This is a genomic window from Cupriavidus sp. WKF15, from assembly GCF_029278605.1.
Classification (GTDB): Bacteria; Pseudomonadota; Gammaproteobacteria; order Burkholderiales; family Burkholderiaceae; genus Cupriavidus.
The window spans coordinates 21,842-42,146 of the sequence record NZ_CP119574.1 but is presented as its reverse complement, the minus strand read 5'-3'; the positions used below and the strand labels follow the sequence as shown (position 1 = coordinate 42,146).

Annotated in this window: 19 protein-coding genes and 4 pseudogenes; 7 read left to right on the top strand and 16 right to left on the bottom strand. The window is 63.0% G+C overall.

The genetic code is table 11. The features are described 5' to 3' along the window. Window positions 1-92: 92 nt before the first annotated feature. Window positions 93-230, top strand: a pseudogene (locus tag CupriaWKF_RS30085) (IS3 family transposase); the annotation flags it as partial. A 76-nt stretch (window positions 231-306) separates the two neighbouring features. Here the strand turns inward: CupriaWKF_RS30085 and CupriaWKF_RS30080 are convergent. From CupriaWKF_RS30080 to CupriaWKF_RS30025, 12 genes and pseudogenes are all read right to left on the bottom strand, one after another. Continuing rightward, window positions 307-698: pseudogene (locus CupriaWKF_RS30080) on the bottom strand (alanine dehydrogenase); the annotation flags it as partial. Further along, window positions 680-1,049, bottom strand: a pseudogene (locus CupriaWKF_RS30075) (IS5/IS1182 family transposase); the annotation flags it as partial. The pseudogenes CupriaWKF_RS30080 and CupriaWKF_RS30075, both read right to left, overlap by 19 nt. Before the next feature lie 276 nt (window positions 1,050-1,325). Continuing rightward, window positions 1,326-1,574, bottom strand: coding sequence for a hypothetical protein (locus CupriaWKF_RS30070; RefSeq protein ID WP_276103739.1), 249 nt, complete (start codon window positions 1,572-1,574; stop codon window positions 1,326-1,328). 235 nt (window positions 1,575-1,809) lie between these two features. After that, window positions 1,810-2,293 (bottom strand): annotated as a pseudogene (locus tag CupriaWKF_RS30065) (TPM domain-containing protein). Next, window positions 2,199-2,942, bottom strand: coding sequence for a hypothetical protein (locus CupriaWKF_RS30060; protein ID WP_276103738.1), 744 nt, complete (start codon window positions 2,940-2,942; stop codon window positions 2,199-2,201). The pseudogene CupriaWKF_RS30065 and the gene CupriaWKF_RS30060 overlap by 95 nt, the downstream one beginning before the upstream one ends. 75 nt (window positions 2,943-3,017) lie before the next feature. Then, a complete protein-coding gene (locus tag CupriaWKF_RS30055) occupies window positions 3,018-3,377 on the bottom strand; it encodes a hypothetical protein (protein ID WP_276103737.1) in 360 nt (119 codons plus the stop codon). Then, entirely contained in the window at window positions 3,374-4,147 is a 774-nt protein-coding gene (locus CupriaWKF_RS30050) for a hypothetical protein (protein ID WP_276103735.1), read from the bottom strand. The genes CupriaWKF_RS30055 and CupriaWKF_RS30050 overlap by 4 nt, the downstream gene beginning before the upstream one ends. Before the next feature lie 58 nt (window positions 4,148-4,205). After that, window positions 4,206-4,655, bottom strand: coding sequence for a universal stress protein (locus CupriaWKF_RS30045; RefSeq protein ID WP_276103734.1), 450 nt, complete (start codon window positions 4,653-4,655; stop codon window positions 4,206-4,208). A 91-nt stretch (window positions 4,656-4,746) separates the two neighbouring features. After that, window positions 4,747-5,583 (bottom strand): universal stress protein, encoded by an 837-nt coding sequence (locus CupriaWKF_RS30040; RefSeq protein WP_276103733.1) that lies wholly within the window; start codon window positions 5,581-5,583, stop codon window positions 4,747-4,749. Further along, the gene (locus CupriaWKF_RS30035; RefSeq protein WP_276103732.1) at window positions 5,580-6,074 is read right to left on the bottom strand and encodes a universal stress protein; all 495 of its coding nucleotides are present in this window, start codon (window positions 6,072-6,074) and stop codon (window positions 5,580-5,582) included. The genes CupriaWKF_RS30040 and CupriaWKF_RS30035 overlap by 4 nt, the downstream gene beginning before the upstream one ends. Before the next feature lie 185 nt (window positions 6,075-6,259). Continuing rightward, entirely contained in the window at window positions 6,260-6,670 is a 411-nt protein-coding gene (locus tag CupriaWKF_RS30030; RefSeq protein ID WP_276103731.1) for a hypothetical protein, read from the bottom strand. A 527-nt stretch (window positions 6,671-7,197) separates the two neighbouring features. Continuing rightward, a complete protein-coding gene (locus tag CupriaWKF_RS30025; protein WP_276103730.1) occupies window positions 7,198-7,539 on the bottom strand; it encodes a hypothetical protein in 342 nt (113 codons plus the stop codon). 286 nt (window positions 7,540-7,825) lie between these two features. Here CupriaWKF_RS30025 and CupriaWKF_RS30020 point away from each other — a divergent pair, with 286 nt between their 5' ends. Beyond that, window positions 7,826-8,740, top strand: a complete 915-nt coding sequence (locus CupriaWKF_RS30020) for a transporter (protein WP_276103729.1) — start codon at window positions 7,826-7,828, stop codon at window positions 8,738-8,740. Between the two features lie 31 nt (window positions 8,741-8,771). On the opposite strand, the gene CupriaWKF_RS30015 is transcribed toward CupriaWKF_RS30020, so the two are convergent. From CupriaWKF_RS30015 to CupriaWKF_RS30005, 3 genes are all read right to left on the bottom strand, one after another. Beyond that, complete coding sequence (locus CupriaWKF_RS30015) at window positions 8,772-10,199, bottom strand: DUF2252 domain-containing protein (RefSeq protein ID WP_276103727.1); 1,428 nt, start codon at window positions 10,197-10,199, stop codon at window positions 8,772-8,774. 39 nt (window positions 10,200-10,238) lie between these two features. Continuing rightward, window positions 10,239-12,047, bottom strand: coding sequence for a SulP family inorganic anion transporter (locus CupriaWKF_RS30010; RefSeq protein ID WP_276103726.1), 1,809 nt, complete (start codon window positions 12,045-12,047; stop codon window positions 10,239-10,241). A 190-nt stretch (window positions 12,048-12,237) separates the two neighbouring features. Continuing rightward, the gene (locus CupriaWKF_RS30005; protein ID WP_276103724.1) at window positions 12,238-12,822 is read right to left on the bottom strand and encodes a hypothetical protein; all 585 of its coding nucleotides are present in this window, start codon (window positions 12,820-12,822) and stop codon (window positions 12,238-12,240) included. 355 nt (window positions 12,823-13,177) lie between these two features. Between CupriaWKF_RS30005 and CupriaWKF_RS30000 the strand changes: the two genes are divergently transcribed. Next, window positions 13,178-14,140, top strand: a complete 963-nt coding sequence (locus CupriaWKF_RS30000) for an IS5 family transposase (protein ID WP_276099037.1) — start codon at window positions 13,178-13,180, stop codon at window positions 14,138-14,140. A 756-nt stretch (window positions 14,141-14,896) separates the two neighbouring features. On the opposite strand, the gene CupriaWKF_RS29995 is transcribed toward CupriaWKF_RS30000, so the two are convergent. Next, entirely contained in the window at window positions 14,897-15,640 is a 744-nt protein-coding gene (locus CupriaWKF_RS29995) for a GntR family transcriptional regulator (protein ID WP_276103723.1), read from the bottom strand. Between the two features lie 301 nt (window positions 15,641-15,941). Between CupriaWKF_RS29995 and CupriaWKF_RS29990 the strand changes: the two genes are divergently transcribed. The 4 genes from CupriaWKF_RS29990 (at window position 15,942) to CupriaWKF_RS29975 (ending at window position 20,285) form a co-directional block, all read left to right on the top strand. Further along, window positions 15,942-17,534, top strand: coding sequence for a PAS domain-containing protein (locus CupriaWKF_RS29990; protein ID WP_276103722.1), 1,593 nt, complete (start codon window positions 15,942-15,944; stop codon window positions 17,532-17,534). A 4-nt stretch (window positions 17,535-17,538) separates the two neighbouring features. Further along, the gene (locus CupriaWKF_RS29985) at window positions 17,539-18,192 is read left to right on the top strand and encodes a response regulator transcription factor (protein ID WP_276103721.1); all 654 of its coding nucleotides are present in this window, start codon (window positions 17,539-17,541) and stop codon (window positions 18,190-18,192) included. 195 nt (window positions 18,193-18,387) lie between these two features. After that, entirely contained in the window at window positions 18,388-19,722 is a 1,335-nt protein-coding gene (locus CupriaWKF_RS29980) for an amidohydrolase family protein (RefSeq protein ID WP_276103720.1), read from the top strand. 26 nt (window positions 19,723-19,748) lie between these two features. Beyond that, window positions 19,749-20,285, top strand: a complete 537-nt coding sequence (locus CupriaWKF_RS29975) for a DUF1097 domain-containing protein (protein WP_276103719.1) — start codon at window positions 19,749-19,751, stop codon at window positions 20,283-20,285. Window positions 20,286-20,305: the final 20 nt, after the last annotated feature.

Sequence of the window (20,305 nt, the reverse complement as noted above, 5' to 3'; positions counted from 1 at the left end):
ATTGGACTCTCCAGCGCCGCCATTTTGGAGACAGGGGGCGCTCATACATCAATGTGCTTCGCCTCACGTTCGGCATGCCGACGCAGTGTGGCTTGATGCGCCGAATCGATGAACTGCACCTGGAGCCTCCGTTCGCTGGGGCGCGCATGCTGTCTCGCCTTCTGGGGCTAGAGGGAATCCTGGCCGGCCGTCGGCATGTCGGGACGCTGATAAAACGGATGGGCATCGAGGGCCGCCAGAGCCAGTTCAAAAATTGGGCTTGTGCCGACATCAGCTCGGGAAAACAGAGTTCGGCTTCTGCCTGGTTCATGCCAGCAACTGTTCCGCTGGCACATACGCGAAGCCGTGGGCGCGCGCGATTGCCGCATAGGTCACGTTACCGCGACAGATATTCAGACCGGCTCGCAGGCAAGGATCCTCGCCGAGTGCGCGGGACCAGCCTTTGTCGGCGATCGCCATTGCATACCCCGATGGTGGCGTTGTTCAGAGCAAAGGTGGACGTCCTGGCAACGGCAGCCGGCATGTTGGTCACGCAGTAGTGCAGCACCCCGTCCACGACATAGATCGGATCCGTATGGCTGGTGGGGGCGCGAGGTCTCGAAGCAGCCCCCCTGATCGATCGCCACGTCCACCACAACGGAGCTGGCCTTCATGCGGGCGACCATCGCACGCGTCACTAGTTGACGATGAGGTGATGCTTGCTGCCGAGCTTGCGCCTGGCCGTTGGGTTCGGGCCGGTTTTTTTTCCGCCAGCATGGCGCGAACCGAAGAGCTGTCGACTATGGCGCGCGCCATGTCGAGTTGGCCGCGACGGCGTAATTCGGACAGTAGTGTCTCGTGGATGCGTTGCCAGACGCCAGCCTCCTGCCAGGCAACCAGTCGTCGCCAGCATGCGGTGCCCGAGCCACAGCCCATTTCTTGCGGTAAAAGGTTCCAGGCGATGCCGGCGTCGGCTTGCGTCCCGCATATCGGCGGTTGCGCGGCGCTCTCGCCGGCAGCAACGGTTCGATGAGTGACCACAGTTCGTCGTCTATCAGTTCTCCGGGCATCGCTTCCTGTCAGGCAAAACAAGACAGGAAGTTAACACCGGCTCGAAAAAGTTCACAGACCCTATTGGTAATTTCGCAACAGCTTCTAAGGCCAATGCCGGGGCCGCTGGAGCCTTGTAGATGAAGACAGCCGGTGGGGACTTCGGTCCCCATTGTCATTTCCATTGGGAATTCACCACCGCCCCGTCGAGAGCCGCGCGATCTGGCCTAGCGCCACCCCGGACGAATGGAGGGCGGGCCCATGTCGGCACAGGGAGTGATGGCGCTATAGTCTGCTCAGTCTCCCCAATCAGGCTCTTCGCTTTCCAGAATCTCCAGAACACGGGCAGCCTTGCCTTGCAGTTCGAAGCCCGGACGATGCTGCAGTCGCTGGTCAGAGCGGAGCCATGTGAATGCTTCCAGAACCTCGGCGGTGGTAGGCGCTTCGCTCAGGATCCTATCAACCACCTCATCCTCCATCGGTCCGATGACATCGCGGATCTCGCTCGCGGTTGCGGCCCGCAGTGCCGCATTGTGCATATCCATTGCCACTCCTCCTCCGACGCCCCTACAACGCCAATTACCTGCCGGAGCAGCATCCCGAGGTCAACATGGGTTCTGCTGACGGATACAGCCAATCGATACGTTCGAGAACTTGGGAGAACTGTCGCGTCGAGTGCTACGGCGGCACAGCCCACAGCCAGACCCCTATCCGGCGCTATTCACCCAAGGCTCCGGACTTCATCTTGGGCTGTCTAGCAGGTTGGTCATCTATCGCGGCCTACAGAATCACTGGCGTGTTGAGTAATTTGTCCGAACCGCCAACACCCGCAGCAAAGTGTGTTGCCAGGAGGTCTCCAATGGCCGCTATGCCTCGTAGCACGCCCTGCGGCGACTCGTTCCGGCTAAAGGCGTTCTCCATCTCTCGACAAATGGCATCCCACTCGCCTTGCTGCACCCTCGCACGGATCCTACGGTCAGCAACAATCTCAACGCTGCGGTCTGCCAGCAACAGGTAGATCAAGACGCCATTGTTGTGTTCGGTATCCCAAACATGCAGCTGCAAAAAGACCTCGATGGCACGCTCACGTGCCGTGAGCCCCTTACTAAAGCGCTGAAAGGCTCAGCGCTCCCTCTACAGCGAATCGAAGCTGACCAATATGCGTAGACTCACTGGTCGCGATGGCCTGCTCGACTGCGAGCAAGGATCCGCGCGGGAAGGTCTGCATGACTCGCCAGTGCGTCATCAGGAGATGTCGCGCCATGCGCTGGAAATTCCCCAACACCACTTCCCGAGGCGCCGCCGCCGCCAAAGCCACTACCGCCGCCACCGAATCCGCTTCGTCCAGACCCACCACCGAAGCCGCCCCGACCGCCGAAACCCTGCAAGCCCATGTGGGAGCCGCCAAACATCGTAAAGAAGAGCGCGATAGCGCCAGCCATTACGCCGACAGCAATTGCTCCGGAAGGTCTGCGGCATTGCGTTCCACGACCGACCATAAACGGGCGTGCAGAGCCGCCGGAGTCGATTTGCTGAAGTCTGCCGGTGTCATGGATTGTAAAGAACTCCAGACGACGCTGCAGATACTCGCGAAGTAGGCCGCGCACCGCCTCCGCATCCGCCGCCGGCAGCAATCCCGCGCGGACATATTCGGTACCAATGGCGTTGGCCTCGGCCTCTTCATAGAATTTTCGCTGATCATAGCGACTGACCGCCATCGCAAAGCAGAAGCCAATCAGTAGCCCGAGCAATGTCAGGACCGCGGCCTGAATGACACCCGCGTCCTGCCGGGTATTTTCGGCCGGGCCGCGCAAACCGCGGATGGCCATCGCTCCGATCTTTTCTGCCAGCCATAATAGACAGAACGTCACGACGAAGACCAACAGGGGATAGTCCTTGATGGTGGTAGCCATGATTTGCTCCCAATGGGCATCGCGGATACGATGTTCTCCCAACGTCAGTCCCTTGCCCGGAGATGATTGCCTACATCACGGCTCCCAGCCGTATTTCCGCATTGCGATCTCCCGCAGGCGCTGAAAGCGGATGGAGTCGCGCAGCAGGTTCCGGGTATTGGCGGCGGTGGCGCGACGCAGCAAAAAGTCGACGCTCGCGTGGATGATCGGGGCGTGAGGATCGCCATCATACTCATCCAGCATGTCCGTGAGGTAAAGCATCGCTAGCGCTTGCGGCGCGAGTTTCCCTCCGGCCCCAGCGCTGAGGCACATCAACCGGTAACGCATCTCGTCGGTGATCCTAAGACCGTAGTACCTCCACAGGAGATCGGCTGCCTGCGCGCTTCGGCGGGAAATGACATACGCGCGATAACAGTCACCCAATCGGCCCATCACGCCCCCGACTCGTACTGTGAGCGGCTGCCGGCCATTTGAGAAACGCCTCTATGGTTTCTCTGCTGAATCCGGCGGGAATACGTGCAATCGTGCCGCACATCAGCCCCAAGCGCGATGATCGCCATGGTCAGCGCGACCCCCCCCAGAGCCGTCATTCCGAGTCCGGCCGCCGTGGCCCCGAATCCTAAGTAGTGTCCTAGCGCCATCCCTCCCAGAAACAACATGCCGAGCGTCAATGCGCGCGAGACAAGCAAGGCCTTCGGCACGTCGCTTAGCAGCACGAAAGGCAGTGCGACTGGAAATGTACTCAGGACAACGATGCAGAAGATGTGCACCGCCCCACGCAGATCGGCCCAATGCAGGCGGGGACGCCCCGGCTGGCTTGCGGCGACAAGTCTGGCACGAATGGCCTCCAGTTCGGCATCGAGAACCAGCGTCTTCATGACCCGTGGGAGCGTGTCGCGAATGAGACGGATGCCGGCTGGACTATCTACCGAATGCTTGACGGCCATGGCAAGCGTGAGTCGCTGCCCTCTCCCTGCGAGCGTGCGGACGAGGTACATGACTGCGTCAACCAGCCCCCAGGCTAGGTTGCAGCCCAGTGCCGCACGCAGCATTGCGCTGCTGGCATCTGCTCCGGCACGCGCGGATGAGACCGCGCCGACAAAGGTCAGGGCCATAAACAGACCAAAGCACATTTCGGAAACACGATCCACCACATCCAGCACCGGCTCCCGCCCTTCCCCGCCTTGGGGTTGCACGGACGCCATGGACGAATTCGCCATACTAGCCTTCGGATGCCGAGTCCTATGTCCGCGGGATCTGGAGTCAGGGCGCCGCGCCGACATGATGGGATGCCTTGATCAGCAAGGCGGGCACGCTGCCATGGCGCAGCAAACGTTCCGCCACGCTCCCCGTCGATACCCGCCCGATACCTGTGCGGCCGTGCGTACCCGCCACGATGATCTGGGCGCCGCGGTCTTCCGCAAGCTGCTGAATCTGCTTGCCCGTATCACCAAGCGTCAGGATCTCGTCGATCCGGATTGCCTGGCTGCGCACATGTCTGGACTCCGCCTGCGCCTGCGCCTGTGCCTCTGCCAGAAGCCTGTGCCCTTGCCGTACAAGGCTCGCACGTACTTCTGGCTCCTCGTAGCCACCGTCGACAATGTGCACAATGTCCAGTTCCGTGCCACTCGCCGCTGCAAGCCCTATGGCCTCATCCAGCCCACGGCCGCCGCAGTGACTACCGTCGATCGCTACTAAAATCCTCGTATACATTTGGCTTCTCCCGCAGCATGCCCGAACCGTGAGGTGCCGCCACAAGACTGCGGCCGGCCGAAGGTCCGGCATCAGCGCAGCGATGCCGGACTCAATGCGAGAACAATACTGGTACCGTCATCGACGACAGCAAGGTGCGAGTGACGCCGCCCAGTACAAGCTCGCGCATCCGCCCGTGGCCGTAAGCGCCCATGACGATCAGGTCCGCATCGAAGTCGGCGGCTCGCGACAGCAGCAGTTCACCAATGGTCAGGTCCGAACCGCCGGGGCCTTGTTCAACTTCCACCGCTACACCGTGACGTTCGAGGACACGCACGGCATGGGCAACCGGCGTCGCGTCCGGCCTTGCCTCCTTGGCCGCAGTCTGGGCGCATACCACGCGTGCCTTCGCTCCGCCGATCATCGGTAACGCATCGTGCAATGCTCGCGTAGCTTCCCGGCTTCCATTCCATGCCAATATTACACGCGAACCTGTTGCAGGGAATCGCCCGTCACACGGGACGACAAGAACCGGACGGCCGCTTTCCAACAGCAAGGCCTCGAGTATCTGGGTTGCGATTGGACCCTCCTCGCCATTTGCATCGTACTGGCCAGCAATGATCAGGCCCGCCTCGCGCGACTCCCGGAGCACCATCGACAGCACATCATGCTCGGCCGACCGCCACTCCACGCCGGCGGACAGGTGTTTCGTCGCCTCGTGGAACTGGTCACGAATGCTTTCCTTTGCCAACTGGCGGCGCTGCCGGTCCGCTTCGATGTAGAGCGCGGCATTGTCCATCAGATAGAACCATGCCGGATCGGGAACGAAGCCTCCCATGATGCCGATTAGCGGACAGTCATGTGAGTTCGCCAGTTGCGACGCGAGCGCAAGGCGGCTCGCCGTGTGCCTGTTGCGGTCCAGATGAACCAGGATGCTGCTGTAGTTCATGCTAACTCCTTGCCGTGAGACGAAATCGGGCTGTGGATGCCATCCCTGGCCTGACAGACCAGCAGCACTGGCAGGGTTGTCCGGACCATGACGCCCCGGGACACGCTGCCCATGATTAGCCTGCGTGCGCCACGGCGTCCGTGCGTGCCCATTACGATCAGGTCTGCAGGCCATGCGGCAGCTTCCGCCACGATGGTCGTTGCGATGTCGTCCCGGATCATGTGTTTGCTCAGCAAGCGCGTGCAATGACGTACGCCAGCCCGCCCGAGCTTGTTCGCTGCGGCCGAGAGCACGCTTTCCCCCACCATAACCAGGTCATCGATCAGCCTGACGGGGTCCATCCCCGTAACGTCAAGGAACGGGCTGCTGTCATCGACCACATAGATCACCTCCACCTCGGCACCCATGGCCTGCGCAAGTGGAATGGCATCGTCCAGCGCGGCCTCGGAAGCTGTGCCGCCGTCAAGGGCTACCAGGATGCGTTGGTACATGTCTGCTCCTTGCTAGAGCTAAGAGCGGGTATGACTACCGCATGCAAGTGGAGCCTGCCGCCCTCGCCCTTGCTGACCACGACGGCCGCTTGCGGAAACCTCACTGTGGCCATTGCGGCAGTGACTTCCTTATCAGACTAGTTCCCCCCGGAGGCCGCGATTTGGGCTGGATCAAAGTATCCAGACTACGGACGGCTAGCTGCATTCCGAAGCAGGCCTGCTTCGCCCGGGTACTTCGACATGGCGCCGTGGTTGTCCGCCAGAAGTCGCACGATATCCTCCAGGTCGTCAACGGAGTACGTAAACTCGCGATCATCGCGCGTCATCTCCTGCTCGCTGGGCCGATATGGGTCATCCGTCACGGCCGTGATGGTCGATGGCAGGTTCAATATCCAGTTTGGCTGGATGGACTCCGCAAGCCGGCCGCAGCGCCATGCGGAGTGAACGATGTCGTGCCACAAGGGCATGTGCGTATGCGGGACCAGCGGGTAGCCGCAAATGCAATCGAACTGATCCATCGGCGTGCCATGGTGGCGCAACACATCAAGTAGCGCCTCGCGCCGACCACCGAAATCCAGACGGCGCGTGAGCAGCATGATATCGGCGAAGCTGGCACCGGAAACCGCAGCATCAGTGCCTCCATGGTCACTTCGTAGCGTGCGAACCGATGGACGATTGATCCGAACAGCAACAGGTGCCGCCCGCTCAGGCAATCAGGAGAAGACTCGGACATGGTGAGATCCTTTCTCAGACGGGGAACTGGCCGATGCTTGGCTTCCTGATGAATCTAGGCGCGTGCCAACTCAGTCAGTTGACAGGCGTCAACGCATCGTGGCAGCGCGACTTACGAGAGTGGCCTCTTTGCCGGCTCCTCGTCGCGATACCGTGCGCTTGATGGTTGCGGCGACTTCCGGTAGCACCTTGTGGCCTGCGGCGGGGCCATATCGGTCGTTGTACTGCTTGAAGCAGTCAATATCGATCATGAGTAGGACAGGGGACCCTTTTCCTGCGCGTACGCTTCCACTCCCCCTTTGCCTCGCCGGTCAAGGTGGCGTCGGTTCCCAAGCTCCGTCAGCGGGTCTGGCTGGCGCGCACTCGACGCCCCGGAGCGGAACATGTCGGTCTAGAACAAGAGCCCGAATAGGCGTTTCAGCAGTTCCTCAAGGGGCATCATGGTCAGTGCCAATGGCATAACCGGAATCAGTACGGCCGCCGCAAGTTGCACGATGGCATCCCTGGTGATCGGGGCCAGACGCATGCCCCGCACCACTTCGAAGCTATTGCCCAAATCAGCAAGCGACTGAATGTCGCTGCTGCCGACCAACGGTTCGTCGGCCGATGCGCCGCCACGCAGCCACTTGGTATCGAATTCGCGCACGTAGCGTTCCGCCAGCGTGCCATACTCGTTCAGTCCTTTCCGCTTGGCCTGGATTCCAATGCGAATCTGTCCGATGAAACGGGGCAACCCCACACAGCTATAGCCCTGCCGACACGAGCATGCCGTTTGAACTTATTGATATCAGCACTCAGACGGTGCCACTTGATCAAGAGCAACTCCCCAAGCTATTGCGATACGCCGTGCTGGGACTTGGAGCATGTGTTGTTGCGGCAGTGCAAAAATCCGCTCTCGGGAGCGTGGTTAAAAGGGGCAATTCTGTGGTCTTTAGGACAAGATCGAGCACATTCGGGAAGCACGCCTTTCGGTCTCATCCATAATCGTGTGTAGGCTCAACGGGATCGAAGGCATGGTCATGCCAGCACGTGAGCGTACCTTTACCTGGTGGATTTGGCTTGCTCCCTGGGCTCTGACGGTCGCCCACGCGCAGGAGTTGGAACCTCGCGCCTATTCCGCCTTGCCTGTTGGCGCCAACTTCCTCGCCGCCACCTATTCGTTACTGACTGGCGATGTGCTGACCGACCCGTCCCTGCCTATCTCGGATGTGCGAGCCAGAATATCCATCTATGGGGCGGGCTACGTGCGCGCGTTTGACCTCTTTGGACGAACGGCATCGATTGGCATTTTCATGCCGTTTGCGAGCGCCGATGTCGGTGGAAACGTGTTCGATGCACCGAACTCGGTCCATCGAGCAGGAATTGGCGACACCCGTATGCGACTGGCCGTCAATTTCCTGGGCGGCTCCGCACTGAAACCGGCTGATTTCCTGAAAAGGACACCTGCTACCACGCTGGGCGGAAGCGTGACAGTCATTGCACCAACCGGGCAATTCAATGCGAACCACCTGATCAACATTGGTGCCAATCGTTGGGCCGTCAAGCCGGAAATCGGATTGTCGCAGCCCTTGCGCAACTGGTTTGCAGAGGTTTCCGCGGGCGTGTGGTTCTTTGGCGACAACCCGGATTTCCTCGGCAGCAACCGGCGTTCACAATCGCCCCTCTGGGTATTCCAGTTGCACGCTGGCTATCAGTTTCGGCCTGCCTTGTGGATTGCGACCGATGTTGGCTTCTACACCGGCGGCAACACCTCGGTGAATGGCATCGCCAACGCCGACCGGCAGCAGAACTCGCGTTATGGCATCACGCTATCGGTGCCAATGGCGGCGGGGTGGTCGGCCAAGCTTGGGGCGTCAAAGGGATTCATGACCCGCGCGGGGGGCGACTACAAGGCGCTCACGCTGACGCTCCAATACCAGTGGTTAGATCCATGAGGCAGACGCCCGCCGTCGGCCGCTGGTCTGCCTAAATCTCCTCGATCTTCGCCTCGATGCGCCCCTCGCGGATCGCGGCGATGAAGGCCCGGAAATCGCTCCGGTTCTGCGAGCAGTATTCGGTCGCGAACTCGCAGATCGCATCGTCAAAGGTCTGCCCGGAGCCCAGGTACCCCGCGATCATAGCGGCGTCGCCCGACCGCGCGTGCGCGCGGGCCAGCGCGTGCGCGCACATCCGGCCGTACTGCCTCAGCATACCGGCATCCCAGTCCTCGATCACGGCGGACATCTTCATATCGCGCAACTGGCGGATATAGAAGTCGCGCCCGTTCTTGCCGCGGGTCCAGCCCAGGAACACATCGCTGGCCGACTGCATCAGCCGCTGGCCGACGATCACGCGCTGCCCATGGTTGGGATACACGCTCTTGCCGGCATACGGCTCCAGCACCGACGCCCGCGCCTCCTTCACCTGCAGGAACAGCGGGTCGTTGTCCGCGGCCATGAACAGCCCCACGCCGCACATCGTGCCGACGCTACCGACGCCGACCACCTTGATGGCCATGTCGAAGAAGTGGAAGCGGTCGAACAATACCCGCGTATGTTCTGCCAGGCTCTCGCGGTATGACCGAATAGCTTCATCGTAGCCCGACGTCAGCCCGGGGGCGAGTTCCACTGACGGATGGAAGATCAGCGGCGGCTCATCCTTGATCCTGGGCCTCTCGCCCTCTTCCGAGACGAGCTTGGGATACAGGTGATCGGGCACGGACTTGTGCCGTTCCGCCTCGATGCGCTCGGCCAGTCGTTTGCGCGCCGCCGCGACAATGTCGGGGTCGCCCGAGCGGTCTTCGTACTTCTGCAGGTCGATGCGGTCGTACCAGACGTCGAGCGCGCGCATCCAGCCGTAGTTGTGCACCCGCTCGCGGTACTCGCGCACGGCGTCGGTCACCACGCGGGCCGCATCGCTCTTGGGCAGCGCGAGATGGTCCGCCGCGATCACGATGCTGGCCGCCAGCCGCTTCAGGTCCCACTCGAAGGGTGCTGGCAGCGTCTCGTCGAGGTCGTTGATGTCGAAGATCACATTGCGCTCCGGCGTGGCGAAGCCGCCGAAGTTCATCAGGTGCGCGTCCCCGCAGGCTTGCACCAGGATGCCGCTCGTGGGCGTGGTGGCCAGATCCGCCGCCATGATCGCCGCTGCGCCTCGGTAGAAGGCGAAGGGCGAGGCCGACATGCGGCCGAAGCGAATCGGCACTAATTGCATCATCCGGCCTGAATTCGATTCTTCCAGAAGCGTCACCGGATCACGGCGGTCGGGCGCCGGCGTCCATCCGGCTTGCGAGGCGCGTGGCACCGCGTCGCGCAGCACCCGCCCCTTGGCGGCGCGTTCGTCGGCGGTCAGGTAGGGCTCCGTTGGGCTCTTGCTGTAATCCAGGCTGTGAATGCGTTTGTCTGCTTTGTTCATGGCTGGTCCTTGTATTGAATGACTCCCGGCATCGCCCTGCTATGCGGCAGCCGTCACATTGCCGCCGGTGGCTGCACGTGCGCTGTCCTGGAAAGCATCGACCGCGTCAGCCACCGTCAGGTGGCGCTCGAGACGACCCAACTGCTCCTCCATCCCTTCGGCGCGCAGCATGTCGCGCGCGGCGGCATGTGCACCGACAACGCGCAGCATGGCGCTGGCCGTCTGCAGTTCCTCATGCAGGGCCAACAGCATGCGTGCACCCGCCAGGTCGACCACAGGACTGAGGGAGAGATCGCAGATCACCAACCGCACCGCGCCGGTGCCAGCCCGAACCCGCGCCCGGATGGCTGCGCGAATATGTTCCGCGTTGAAATAGAGCAGCGACGCCTCGGGCCGGAAGATCATCACACCCGCAACGGGCTGGTTGTCCGGGTGGCGCTCCATGTCGGAGAAGATGCGCGTGCCGGGAATACGGCCAAGGATGGCCACGTGCGGATGGGCGGCGCGACGGATCAGCAGGAGCATCGACACGAGGACCGCCACGATCACCCCCTTCAGGATCCCTAGCAGCAGCACGGCAGCGAACGCGACCATCGACACCGTGAACTCGAACCGGCTCACACGCCAGACATGGCGCAGTTCGCTGAGGTTGATCAGCCCCTTGACTGCCACCAGCACGATCGCGGCCAGCACCACGTTCGGCAGATTGGCGAGCAGACGGGTCAGGAACATCAGGCACAGGCCGATCGTCACCGAGGCGAACACCAGCGCGAGCGGCGAGCGGGCGCCGGCCTTGTCGTTTACCGACGACTGCGAGAGGCCACCCGCCACCGGATAGGCCTGGAACAGGCCGGCGGCCAGGTTCGCCATCCCGAGGCCCAGCAGTTCCTGGCGCGGGTCAACCTCGTCGCCGTGCGACTGTGCCAGCGCGCGCGCCGCCGACACGCTCTCCACGTAGGACAGCAGCAGGCACGCGAACGCCAGCGGAATCACTCCGTCCACGTCGCTCGGCTGCAGGCCCGGCAGGCGGAACGCCGGCAGCCCCTGCGGCAGCGCACCGACCACCTTGAAGCCCAGCGCGCCCAGCGGTGTCACCGACAGCACGATGATGGAAACCACCACCACGAGCAGCGCCACGGGGCGCCCTGGCAGGAACTTCTCGCCCATCAAAAGCACGGCCAGCGCCACCAATCCGAAGGCGAGAACGGCCAGGTTGGTGTCGGGAATCTGGCCGGCGAGGATGGAAATCCGCTCGAAGAAGGACTCGCCGCCGCCCTTGACCCCGAACAGCTTGGGAAGCTGCGTCAGTGCAATGGTCAGCGCCGCGCCGGCCTTGAAGCCGAGCAGGATTGTCTCGCTGATGAAGTTCACCAGCGAACTCAGCCGCAGCAGCCACGCCACCACGCACATGGCCGCGATCAGCAACGCCGTCAGCGCCGCGATGGATGTCCAGCGCGCCGGATCGCCCCCCGCCATGCCCGCCACAGTGACGCCCACCAGCATCGAGATCGCTGAAGTCGGTCCGATAGCAAGCTGGCGCGACGAGCCAAAGAGCGCGTAGGCGAGGCCGCCGACCAGGTAGCAATAGATCCCATACTGCGGCGGCAATCCGGCAAGGGACGCGTAGGCGAGGGAGACGGGAATGCCGTAGGCGGCCAGCGTCACCCCGGCAATCACGTCGTGCCGCAACCACTGCGCCTGGTAGGCGGGCAGCCAGCGGGCCGGGGGAAACACGGCGCGCCAGTCGTGGGTCTCCCCAGTCCCGTTGTCGACGGTCCTGCCGTCCCCATCGCATTCATTGCGCCCGCCATCCGCCGGTTCCCCGGCCCCCAAAGCGTTCCTGCCCATGGCGCCTCTCCTTATACGATGCCCCTGGGCCCGGTACGACTAAGATCGAGCCGAGCCGCTTCCCGAGACAATCGGGCCCCTTGCCGAAAGGCCCACAAGAAAAAAATAGCTGCCCCATGGGAGCACGGATTGATCCATGTCATGACGTAGACGCCGCCGCTCACCATCGAGAGCGCCGGCGCGTCAGTGCTCACGACGGCCAGTTGAACGAACGGCTGACGGCGCCTCGCCTGGGCACTGTCACCGAGGTCTTCTTTTCCACGCCGTCGGCGGTCACAACGACCCGGTATGCGCCAGGCGGCATCCTCACATACAGGAGGGGGCCGTCCGATACGGCAGAGAAGACTTCCTGCCCCTTGGCGCCGAGGATGCTGGTGTTCACGCCGGCCAGGGACTCGCCCCCGCGTCCCGAAAACGTCAGCCTCAGGTTGTATTCAGACGCGGTGCGCCGCATCGCTGCTACCTCGTCTACGCCGACGCCGCCGGTCTGGTAGGCGATTTCGCCCACATGGCGGACCGGTGGGACGCCGTCCGTGGGGGCGGCAGCAGTGGTTTCTGCGGGGGCAGCCGGCGCAGCCCGAGCCGGTGCGGCCGTGCGCGGCTGGCAGTCCATTCCTGTGCCCATATGGTGACCTTCAGACAGCGTCACGCCGCGCTCCTGCGCACGGGCTTGCATCAGTTCATGCATCTGCGTGCTGATCTGCTGCCGCTCTGCGGACGTCCGGCTGGCACGCATCCGCCCACAAAAGTCGGTGCGTTCGTCCGGTGTCAGCATCTCTATGCCGGCATAGGGCCCATGCTGACGCCCGCCCGACCCCATTGGCATCGCGGACGGGCCGCTGGCGCCCGCGGCCGGACCCATGCCCACGCCGTGACCCATGCCCGGGCCTGCGGGGCCGGGGCCCTGGGCAAGGGCGGCAGGTAGGGCGGTACAGAAGGCGAGACCAAGCATGGCAGATCTGATAAGGGAAGCCATTGATTACCTCCTTGAGGAGTTTGTGTCTTATGGAGCGGATCTTCATGGGCGGCGATGCCGCGCTTATATTCAAGGGCAACAGCTAAGGATGCTCTGCACAATTAGCCGGCGGATGTGCTTGCAATGAATCGTCGAGCCAGCGAGCATGTAGCGCATGAAGCAAACTGACCTTGGACTGAACTTGTCGACCAAGCGCACCCGCAAGCGCGAATTTCTGGACGAGATGAACCGCGTGGTGCCGTGGGCCGATCTGGTGATGCTGATCGCTCCGTACGCCCCGGAGGGCAAGCGCGGCCGTCCCCCGTTCGCGGTCGAGGCAATGCTGCGCATCCACTTTCTTCAACAATGGTTCGGCCTGTCGGACCCGGCGATGGAAGAAGCGCTGCACGACGTGCCGCTGTATCGGGAGTTCGCCGGGCTGGACAACTGGACGGTGAGGCTGCCCGACGAGAGCACCATCCTGCGGTTCCGTCACCTGCTGGAGAGGCACAAGCTGGCCGCTCAGATTCTCGCGCTGGTAAACGACATCCTTCGCGACAAGGGATTGATGCTGCGCGCGGGCACGGTGGTGGACGCGACGCTGATCAGCGCACCGAGTTCGACCAAGAATGCGTCGGGCGAACGCGACCCGGAGATGCACCAGAGTAAGAAAGGAAACCAGTGGTATTTCGGCATGAAAGCGCACATTGGCGTGGACGCCGAAAGCGGGCTGGTGCACACGGTGCGGGGCACGGCTGGCAACATCAACGACGTGGTTGAGGCCAACAGCCTGCTGCATGGCGAGGAAACCGACGCGTTTGGCGATGCGGGTTATCAGGGCGTGGAGAAGCGTCCTGACGCGCGGGCGGACGTGAACTGGCACGTGGCGATGAAGCCAGGCAAACGTCGCGTTCTGGACCAAAGCAAACCGCTTGGCGCGCTCGTCGATCAAGTCGAGCGAATCAAGGCGGGCATCCGGGCCAAGGTCGAGCATCCGTTCCGGGTCATCAAGCGGCAGTTCGGCTACACCAAGGTCCGCTATCGAGGGCTGAGGAAGAACACCGCGCAAGTCATGACCTTGTTCGCGCTGTCCAACTTGTGGATGGCGCGCGGCAAACTGCTGGCTGCTGAGGCATGAGCGCGTTTCAGGCTCATGCCGATGCCTCGCGCGTAGCCCGCGAGTGCTGCTCCGCGCGTGCCAGACAGCTTCGCCCCGGGCTGACAGGTTGGCGTCGTGGCGCATTCAGCTTCCTGTTAAACGGCCAAGCACACTCGATTCGCGTTTGTGCAGAGCATCCCTAATTGAATACCTGATTCACGTCAACGAAAGCCAAGGACCGCGTGCAACGCCAGCAGCACTTCAGGCCCGCAGGCACCCGGCGGCATGCGGCCCATCAGCCGCATTAGTCGCTGCTCGGTGTCAGTCGGCTAGCCAGAGGACCGGGCGGCCATTCAAATTCAGCAGGAGCACCAGCGTCATTTGCGTATTCCACCCTTCAGATCGGTCAAGGGCGAAATGACAGCAATCGGGAGAACGGCGCGCAGTGTTCTCTTCGCTCTTTGCGGGCACTTCCGATCCATGCGCACAGCGGAGTTACACAGTCGGCGCGATCGCTTAAGTTTCCCGTTGAGCTCCTTGTGCGCCTTTGGCTGACGTGCCCTCACGTACGACCGTTTGACCACGGAAGCAGCCGTAGGGGCAGCCCCGAGTTGAAGGGCAGTTCAGGGTCGGCTACGGCCTTCGGCCATTTCGAAGCGGATAACCGCGTTCGGCCGATGCAGCCGACCACCGGTGCATGGACGGATGACGGAATCTGGCCGACGGCGGCGCTACCTCCGCACCGAACCTCCGCACCGAACCCTGTGCCATCGAGAACGTGGCCGGGGCATTCATCTAGCCGCCGGCGAAGATTGCCTTCACGTCGGGAACTTCCTCGGCGCGCTGCGCTTGCTCGACGACTCGCCTTTCGATGTCGTGGAGGTGCGCGCTCATCATGTCGATGGTGACCTGCACGCTCCCGGTCCGCAGCGCCTCGACCAGCTCACGATGCTCGATCGGCGCGCATCCGATGAATTCCGCAGGATCATAGAGCGCTTTGTAGAGCTCGGTCTTGGTGATCAGCCGCCGCACGAATGCCAGCAGGTCGGCGCTGTCAACCATTTCGGCGAGCAGCGCGTGGAAGCCACCGGCAAGGGGGATCGATTCCTCGCGGCGATGCGCGTGCAGCGCCGCCTCCTCCGCCTCTACGTGCTGCCACAACCGGGCAAACTGCGCGTCGGTAAGACGACCGCACAGCGTTGCCACGATGCCTGCCTCGACAGCGCGGCGAGCGCAATAGACCTGCCGGATGTCCTCCACCGAGGGCCGCGGCACGTAGGCGCCCCGATTGGGCTCCAGGTCCAGCTTGCCCTCGGCGCCCAGCCGCGCCAGCACCTTGCGCACCGCACCGCGAGTGCAGTGGAAGGCTTCCGCGAGGCTGCGCTCGCGCAGCGGCATGCCGGGGCGCAGCTTGCCGCCCAGCAACGCGGCGCTGATGGCCGCATAGACGCGGTCTTCCACACCCGGCTCAGCAACCGGCTCAGGCGTTGCCTGGCGTTGAGGGCCGGCGACGTTGGGGGAAACAATCGACGTCGACATGTGACGGTTCCGAAGTGACAGCCGGCTCGATTGTAGGAGATATAAGCTTTGGCCATCCATCCCTTGGGGAAATTACCAACCACAATGGTCAACCAAATTGGCTAGACTTGGTTGACTAAATGCACCGAGCAGACTGTCCCCCGATGAAGCCCAATCCTCGGCTGGCGGCCCTGCCGCCCGGCTGGCACCATGCGCCGGGACACAGGGCCGCTGCCCTGACTGCCATGACACATCGCCCCGCCCGGATACGCCCCGCGGGCAACGCGCCTGCTTGACGCGCAACGACGCCTGATCGGGAGAAATGGTGGACATCTACGGGGAATTGCAGCGCACCATACTCAACAACATTCCCGATCAGGCCTGGCTGAAAGACAAGAACTCTCGCTACGTCCTCGTGAACGAGGCCTTCATGGCGGCATGTGGCCACCCGGAACACGAGATCCTGGGCCGCACGCCGGACAAGGTGTGGTCGACGGAGTGGGCACAGGTGTACATGCGCACCGATCAGGCCGTCGTGTCGAGCGGCCGACGCAGCCGCTACGAGGAAAGCCGCATCTCCGCAGACGGCGTGCCGAGGTGGTTCGACACCATCAAGACGCCCATCCGCGACGCCGACGGCACCGTCATCGGCACTGTCGGCATCTCGCGGGATATCACCGACCGCAAGCGCTTCGAGCGCGAGCTGGCGCGGCTGAACCGTCTCTACGCCCTGCGCAGCGGGATCAACAAGGCAATCACGCAAATCGGGCAGCCCGACGAGTTACTTTCCAGGGCCTGCCGGATCGCCGTCGAGGCTGGCGGACTGCAACTGGCGTGGATCTGCCTGCCGGGGGATGCCACTCCGTGGGTGGCCTGCCACGCCAGCACGCAGGCGCTGCAAGAACAGTTCATGGCCGGCGCGGAGGCCGGCTGGCATGGCCTCGGCGGGTATTTTCCCGCCGAACCGCGCGCATACGTGTGCCGGGATATTGCGAGACCGCGCCGCTTCAGCTCCCAGGCCCGCGTGGCCCGTTCCCTGGGGATGGGCAGCTTTGCCGCGCTGCCCCTGACCCAGTCCGGAAAGCCCGCCGGCTACTGTCTCCTGTTCGCACGGGATGCCAATTTCTTCAGCCCCGATATCGCACGGCTCGTCGGGGCCCTGTCGCGCGATCTCTCATTCTCGCTGGACTATATCGCCGAGGCGGCCCGGGGTCGGCAGGCGCGCGAGGAGTTGCTGGAATCCCGTTCCCGCTTGCGCGAGCTGTCGGCCTACCTGCAAACGGTGCGGGAAGCCGAGCGAACCCGTATCTCGCGCGAACTTCATGATGAATTGGGGCAGTCGCTGACCGCACTGCGACTGGGGCTGAACTTCCTTGAAACATGTCGACCGGCCGCCGAGGACCCTGCCTGGCAGCAGCACGTGTGCAGGCTCAAGGAAATCGCTGACTCCACCGTGGAATCGGTGCAGCGCATCGCCGCCGACTTGCGCCCTGCCGTGCTGGATGAACTCGGGCTGGGTTCGGCCATCGAATGGCTCGCCGAATCCTTTGCGGAGCGAACCGGCTTGCACTGCGCATTGCAACTCCCGCAACGGGAGCGCGACTTCGGGCCGGAGATCAGCACAGGCGTCTTCCGCATCGTGCAGGAAGCGCTCACCAACGCCCGCCGCCATGGCAACGCGACAGCGGTATCGGTATCGCTCGACGAACGGGCGGGGATGCTGCATGTGGTCATTGCCGATAACGGCTGCGGCATCGATGCGTCGCAGGCCACACCGCGCGGCAGCCTTGGCCTGCTCGGCATGCGCGAACGCGCATGGATGCTCGGCGGCCGGCTGACAGTCTGCAATCAGGAAGCGGGGGGAACCCGCGTCGAAGCGGAGATCCCTATCGCACACAAGGCGCAAGGAGGTTGATGCCATGATCCGGATCATGATTGCCGACGACCACGCAATTATTCGCGATGGCCTGAAGCAGATCATCTCGACCGTGCCCGAAATGTGCGTCGTGGACGAAGCCGTCGACGGTAGCGATGTGCTCGCCAGGCTGCGCAAGACCGCCGCCGATATCTTGCTGCTCGACATGTCGATGCCCGGAAAAAGCGGGATAGCGCTGATACAGCAGATCCGCGCCTGCCGTCCTGCCCTGCCCATCCTGATCCTGAGCATGTACAGGGAATCGCAGTATGCCGTACAGGCCATCCGCGCCGGCGCCGCAGGCTATCTCACCAAGAACACGGAGACCGACCAGCTCGTCGACGCCATTCGCAAGATCGCGCAAGGCGGAACAGTCGTATCCCCCCAGATTTCCGAGAAGCTGATTCGTCAGGTGCAGCGGCCAGAGGCCGCGCTGCCACATGCCAGCCTGACTGCTCGCGAGTTCCAGATCTTCCAGATGCTGGCAGAGGGCAGATGCATCAACGAAATCGCGCACGCGCTGTCGCTGAGCAACAAGACCGTCAGCACACACAAGGCCAATATCCATCACAAGATGGAAATCGCGTCGATGGCTGGTCTCGTGCACTACGCCATCCATCACGGCCTGATTGGCGAGGCGCCCGGGGGCTGGTCCTGAGCCACGTATCGCCGTGGCCCCGGAATGCTCGCGTCCGTCTAAGAAAATCCTTAGACGAAAACCAGCCGATCCCGATACAAGGGGATCGTCCGCCCATCTAGGCTTGAGTCAACGCAGCGCCCGTCATCCGGCCTCCTGCCGGTTGTTCCCCATCCGCCGCAGATCTGGCGGCGACCGCATGAAACACCCACGGACATGGGCGCCGCGCCGCCTGCGAAGACAGCAGGCAACCAGATTAGAACCAAAAATGAGGAGACGCTCATGCAGACAGATCTGCTGATTCGGAACGCCTGCGTCCGCGATGACGCACCGCTGACCGACATCGCCATCACCAACGGCAGGATAGTGGCCCTGGAAGCCGGCATCGACGTCCATGCGGACGAGATCATCGATGCCGGAGGCCGTGCCGTCATTCCCGGATTGATCGAGGCGCACCTGCACCTCGACAAGGCGCTGCTGCATCGGCGCCTGCCGGCCCGGTTCGGCACCCTCGACGAAGCCATTCGCGTCACCGGCATCCTCAAGGGCAAACAGGAACGCACGGACGTGCTCGACCGCTCGCGGCAGGTACTCGACATGGCGGTCAGGAATGGCACCGTGGCCGTTCGCGCGCATCCGGACGTGGATCTGATCCAGGGCCTCATCGGCGTGGAAACGCTGCTGGAGTTGAAGCAGGAGTACCACGATCTGCTTGATCTCCAGATTGTCGCCTTCCCACAGGAAGGCATCCTGAAATCGAGCGGCACCTACGAGCTGATGGTCGAGGCCATGCAACTGGGCGCCGACGTGGTTGGCGGCTGCCCATACAATGAACTGACGTGGGCCGACACCCGGCGCCATATCGACATGGTGTTCGAACTGGCCCAGCGCTTTGGCGCGCCGGTCGATCTCCACGCCGACTTTGCGGACGATGCCAGCGACCAGCGCTTCGCCGCCGTATCGTACATCGCGCAGAAGACCATCGAGACCGGGTACCAGGGGAAGGTGGCGCTCGGCCACGTTACCAGTCTGGGCGCCCTCGACCCCGATGAACTCGCGCCGCTGATCGAGCTGGTGCGCGAAGCCGGCATCAGCATCGTGACCCTTCCGGCCACGGACCTCTACCTGGGCGGTCGCAAGGATCGCGGGAGCCAGCGCCGCGGACTGACCCCGGTGAAAGCGCTGCACAGTGCCGGCGTCAATGTCGCCTATTCATCGAACAACGTCCGCAACGCCTTCACGCCTTTTGGCACGGCCGACATGCTGCAGATCGGCAACATGCTCGCGCATGTCGCGCAATTCGGCGTGCCCGAGCACCAGCTCGCAGTGCTCGACATGGGGACATACAACGCGGCCCGCGCCATCGGGCTGGACGAGCAATATGGCCTCGCCGTAGGCAAGGATGCCGACCTTGTCATCCTTGACACCTTCAGGGTGGCCGACGCATTGCTAGATATTCCGCCTAGGCTCTGGGTCGTCAAGCGCGGAAGGATCACCGTCGTGACCCAGCATCGCTGTGAAATCCACCGCCACCAGTGCTGTGCGCACTGAATTGTCCTGATCAGGAGGAGACCACCATGAAGAAGCTGCCTGCAGAGATCGTTGCGTCGTTGCTCGCCATCACCACGGTCCTGATTGCCTTGCCACCCTACCACCTGCCGCCGTGGGCGATCTTCATCAGTTGGGCCGCCACCTTCGCCATGGGCGGGCCGACGGCGGAGAACCTGAAGAAGATCTGGCCGACCTTGCCGGTCGGATCGGTGTTCGCGTTCCTGATTGTGTTGTGCTTCCGTCAAGCCTCGACGCAGTTCACGGGCACGTCTTTCATCGTCGCGCAGATGGTGATCCTCTTCTCCCTGAACGGCAGCATGATGTTCCTGGCCCGCGTCTTCCCGCGACTCAGCTTTATTCCGGGGATGTTCTTCGGCTTCGCATCGTACTTTGCCACCCTGTTCGGAGGCTTCGGACCGGTGCCGCACGATCCGGTTGCCGCCCTGGGCGCCGTGGTGGCGATGAACGCGCTCGGGCCGGCATACGCTTGGCTCAAGGAGCGTTACTCGGCCCCCGAGGGCAGTGGCAAGAAGTCATGGAGAGGATGGCAACAGGAGGCTTGAGTCCTCGAGCGGGCGAGGCA

Bases quoted from the DNA above. Each gene is read 5' to 3' on its own strand.
- CupriaWKF_RS30045 (WP_276103734.1), bottom strand. From the start codon at position 4,655: ATGTATACGAGGATTTTAGTAGCGATCGACGGTAGTCACTGCGGCGGC.
- CupriaWKF_RS30000 (WP_276099037.1), top strand. From the start codon at position 13,178: ATGAAGCAAACTGACCTTGGACTGAACTTGTCGACCAAGCGCACCCGC.
- CupriaWKF_RS30015 (WP_276103727.1), bottom strand. From the start codon at position 10,199: ATGAACAAAGCAGACAAACGCATTCACAGCCTGGATTACAGCAAGAGC.
- CupriaWKF_RS30060 (WP_276103738.1), bottom strand. From the start codon at position 2,942: ATGGCTACCACCATCAAGGACTATCCCCTGTTGGTCTTCGTCGTGACG.
- CupriaWKF_RS30005 (WP_276103724.1), bottom strand. From the start codon at position 12,822: ATGCTGACACCGGACGAACGCACCGACTTTTGTGGGCGGATGCGTGCC.
- CupriaWKF_RS29980 (WP_276103720.1), top strand. From the start codon at position 18,388: ATGGGCGCCGCGCCGCCTGCGAAGACAGCAGGCAACCAGATTAGAACC.
- CupriaWKF_RS29985 (WP_276103721.1), top strand. From the start codon at position 17,539: ATGATCCGGATCATGATTGCCGACGACCACGCAATTATTCGCGATGGC.
- CupriaWKF_RS29995 (WP_276103723.1), bottom strand. From the start codon at position 15,640: ATGTCGACGTCGATTGTTTCCCCCAACGTCGCCGGCCCTCAACGCCAG.
- CupriaWKF_RS30035 (WP_276103732.1), bottom strand. From the start codon at position 6,074: ATGTACCAACGCATCCTGGTAGCCCTTGACGGCGGCACAGCTTCCGAG.
- CupriaWKF_RS30010 (WP_276103726.1), bottom strand. From the start codon at position 12,047: ATGGGCAGGAACGCTTTGGGGGCCGGGGAACCGGCGGATGGCGGGCGC.
- CupriaWKF_RS30070 (WP_276103739.1), bottom strand. From the start codon at position 1,574: ATGGATATGCACAATGCGGCACTGCGGGCCGCAACCGCGAGCGAGATC.
- CupriaWKF_RS30040 (WP_276103733.1), bottom strand. From the start codon at position 5,583: ATGAACTACAGCAGCATCCTGGTTCATCTGGACCGCAACAGGCACACG.
- CupriaWKF_RS29975 (WP_276103719.1), top strand. From the start codon at position 19,749: ATGAAGAAGCTGCCTGCAGAGATCGTTGCGTCGTTGCTCGCCATCACC.
- CupriaWKF_RS29990 (WP_276103722.1), top strand. From the start codon at position 15,942: ATGGTGGACATCTACGGGGAATTGCAGCGCACCATACTCAACAACATT.
- CupriaWKF_RS30050 (WP_276103735.1), bottom strand. From the start codon at position 4,147: ATGGCGTCCGTGCAACCCCAAGGCGGGGAAGGGCGGGAGCCGGTGCTG.
- CupriaWKF_RS30020 (WP_276103729.1), top strand. From the start codon at position 7,826: ATGCCAGCACGTGAGCGTACCTTTACCTGGTGGATTTGGCTTGCTCCC.
- CupriaWKF_RS30030 (WP_276103731.1), bottom strand. From the start codon at position 6,670: ATGCTGCTCACGCGCCGTCTGGATTTCGGTGGTCGGCGCGAGGCGCTA.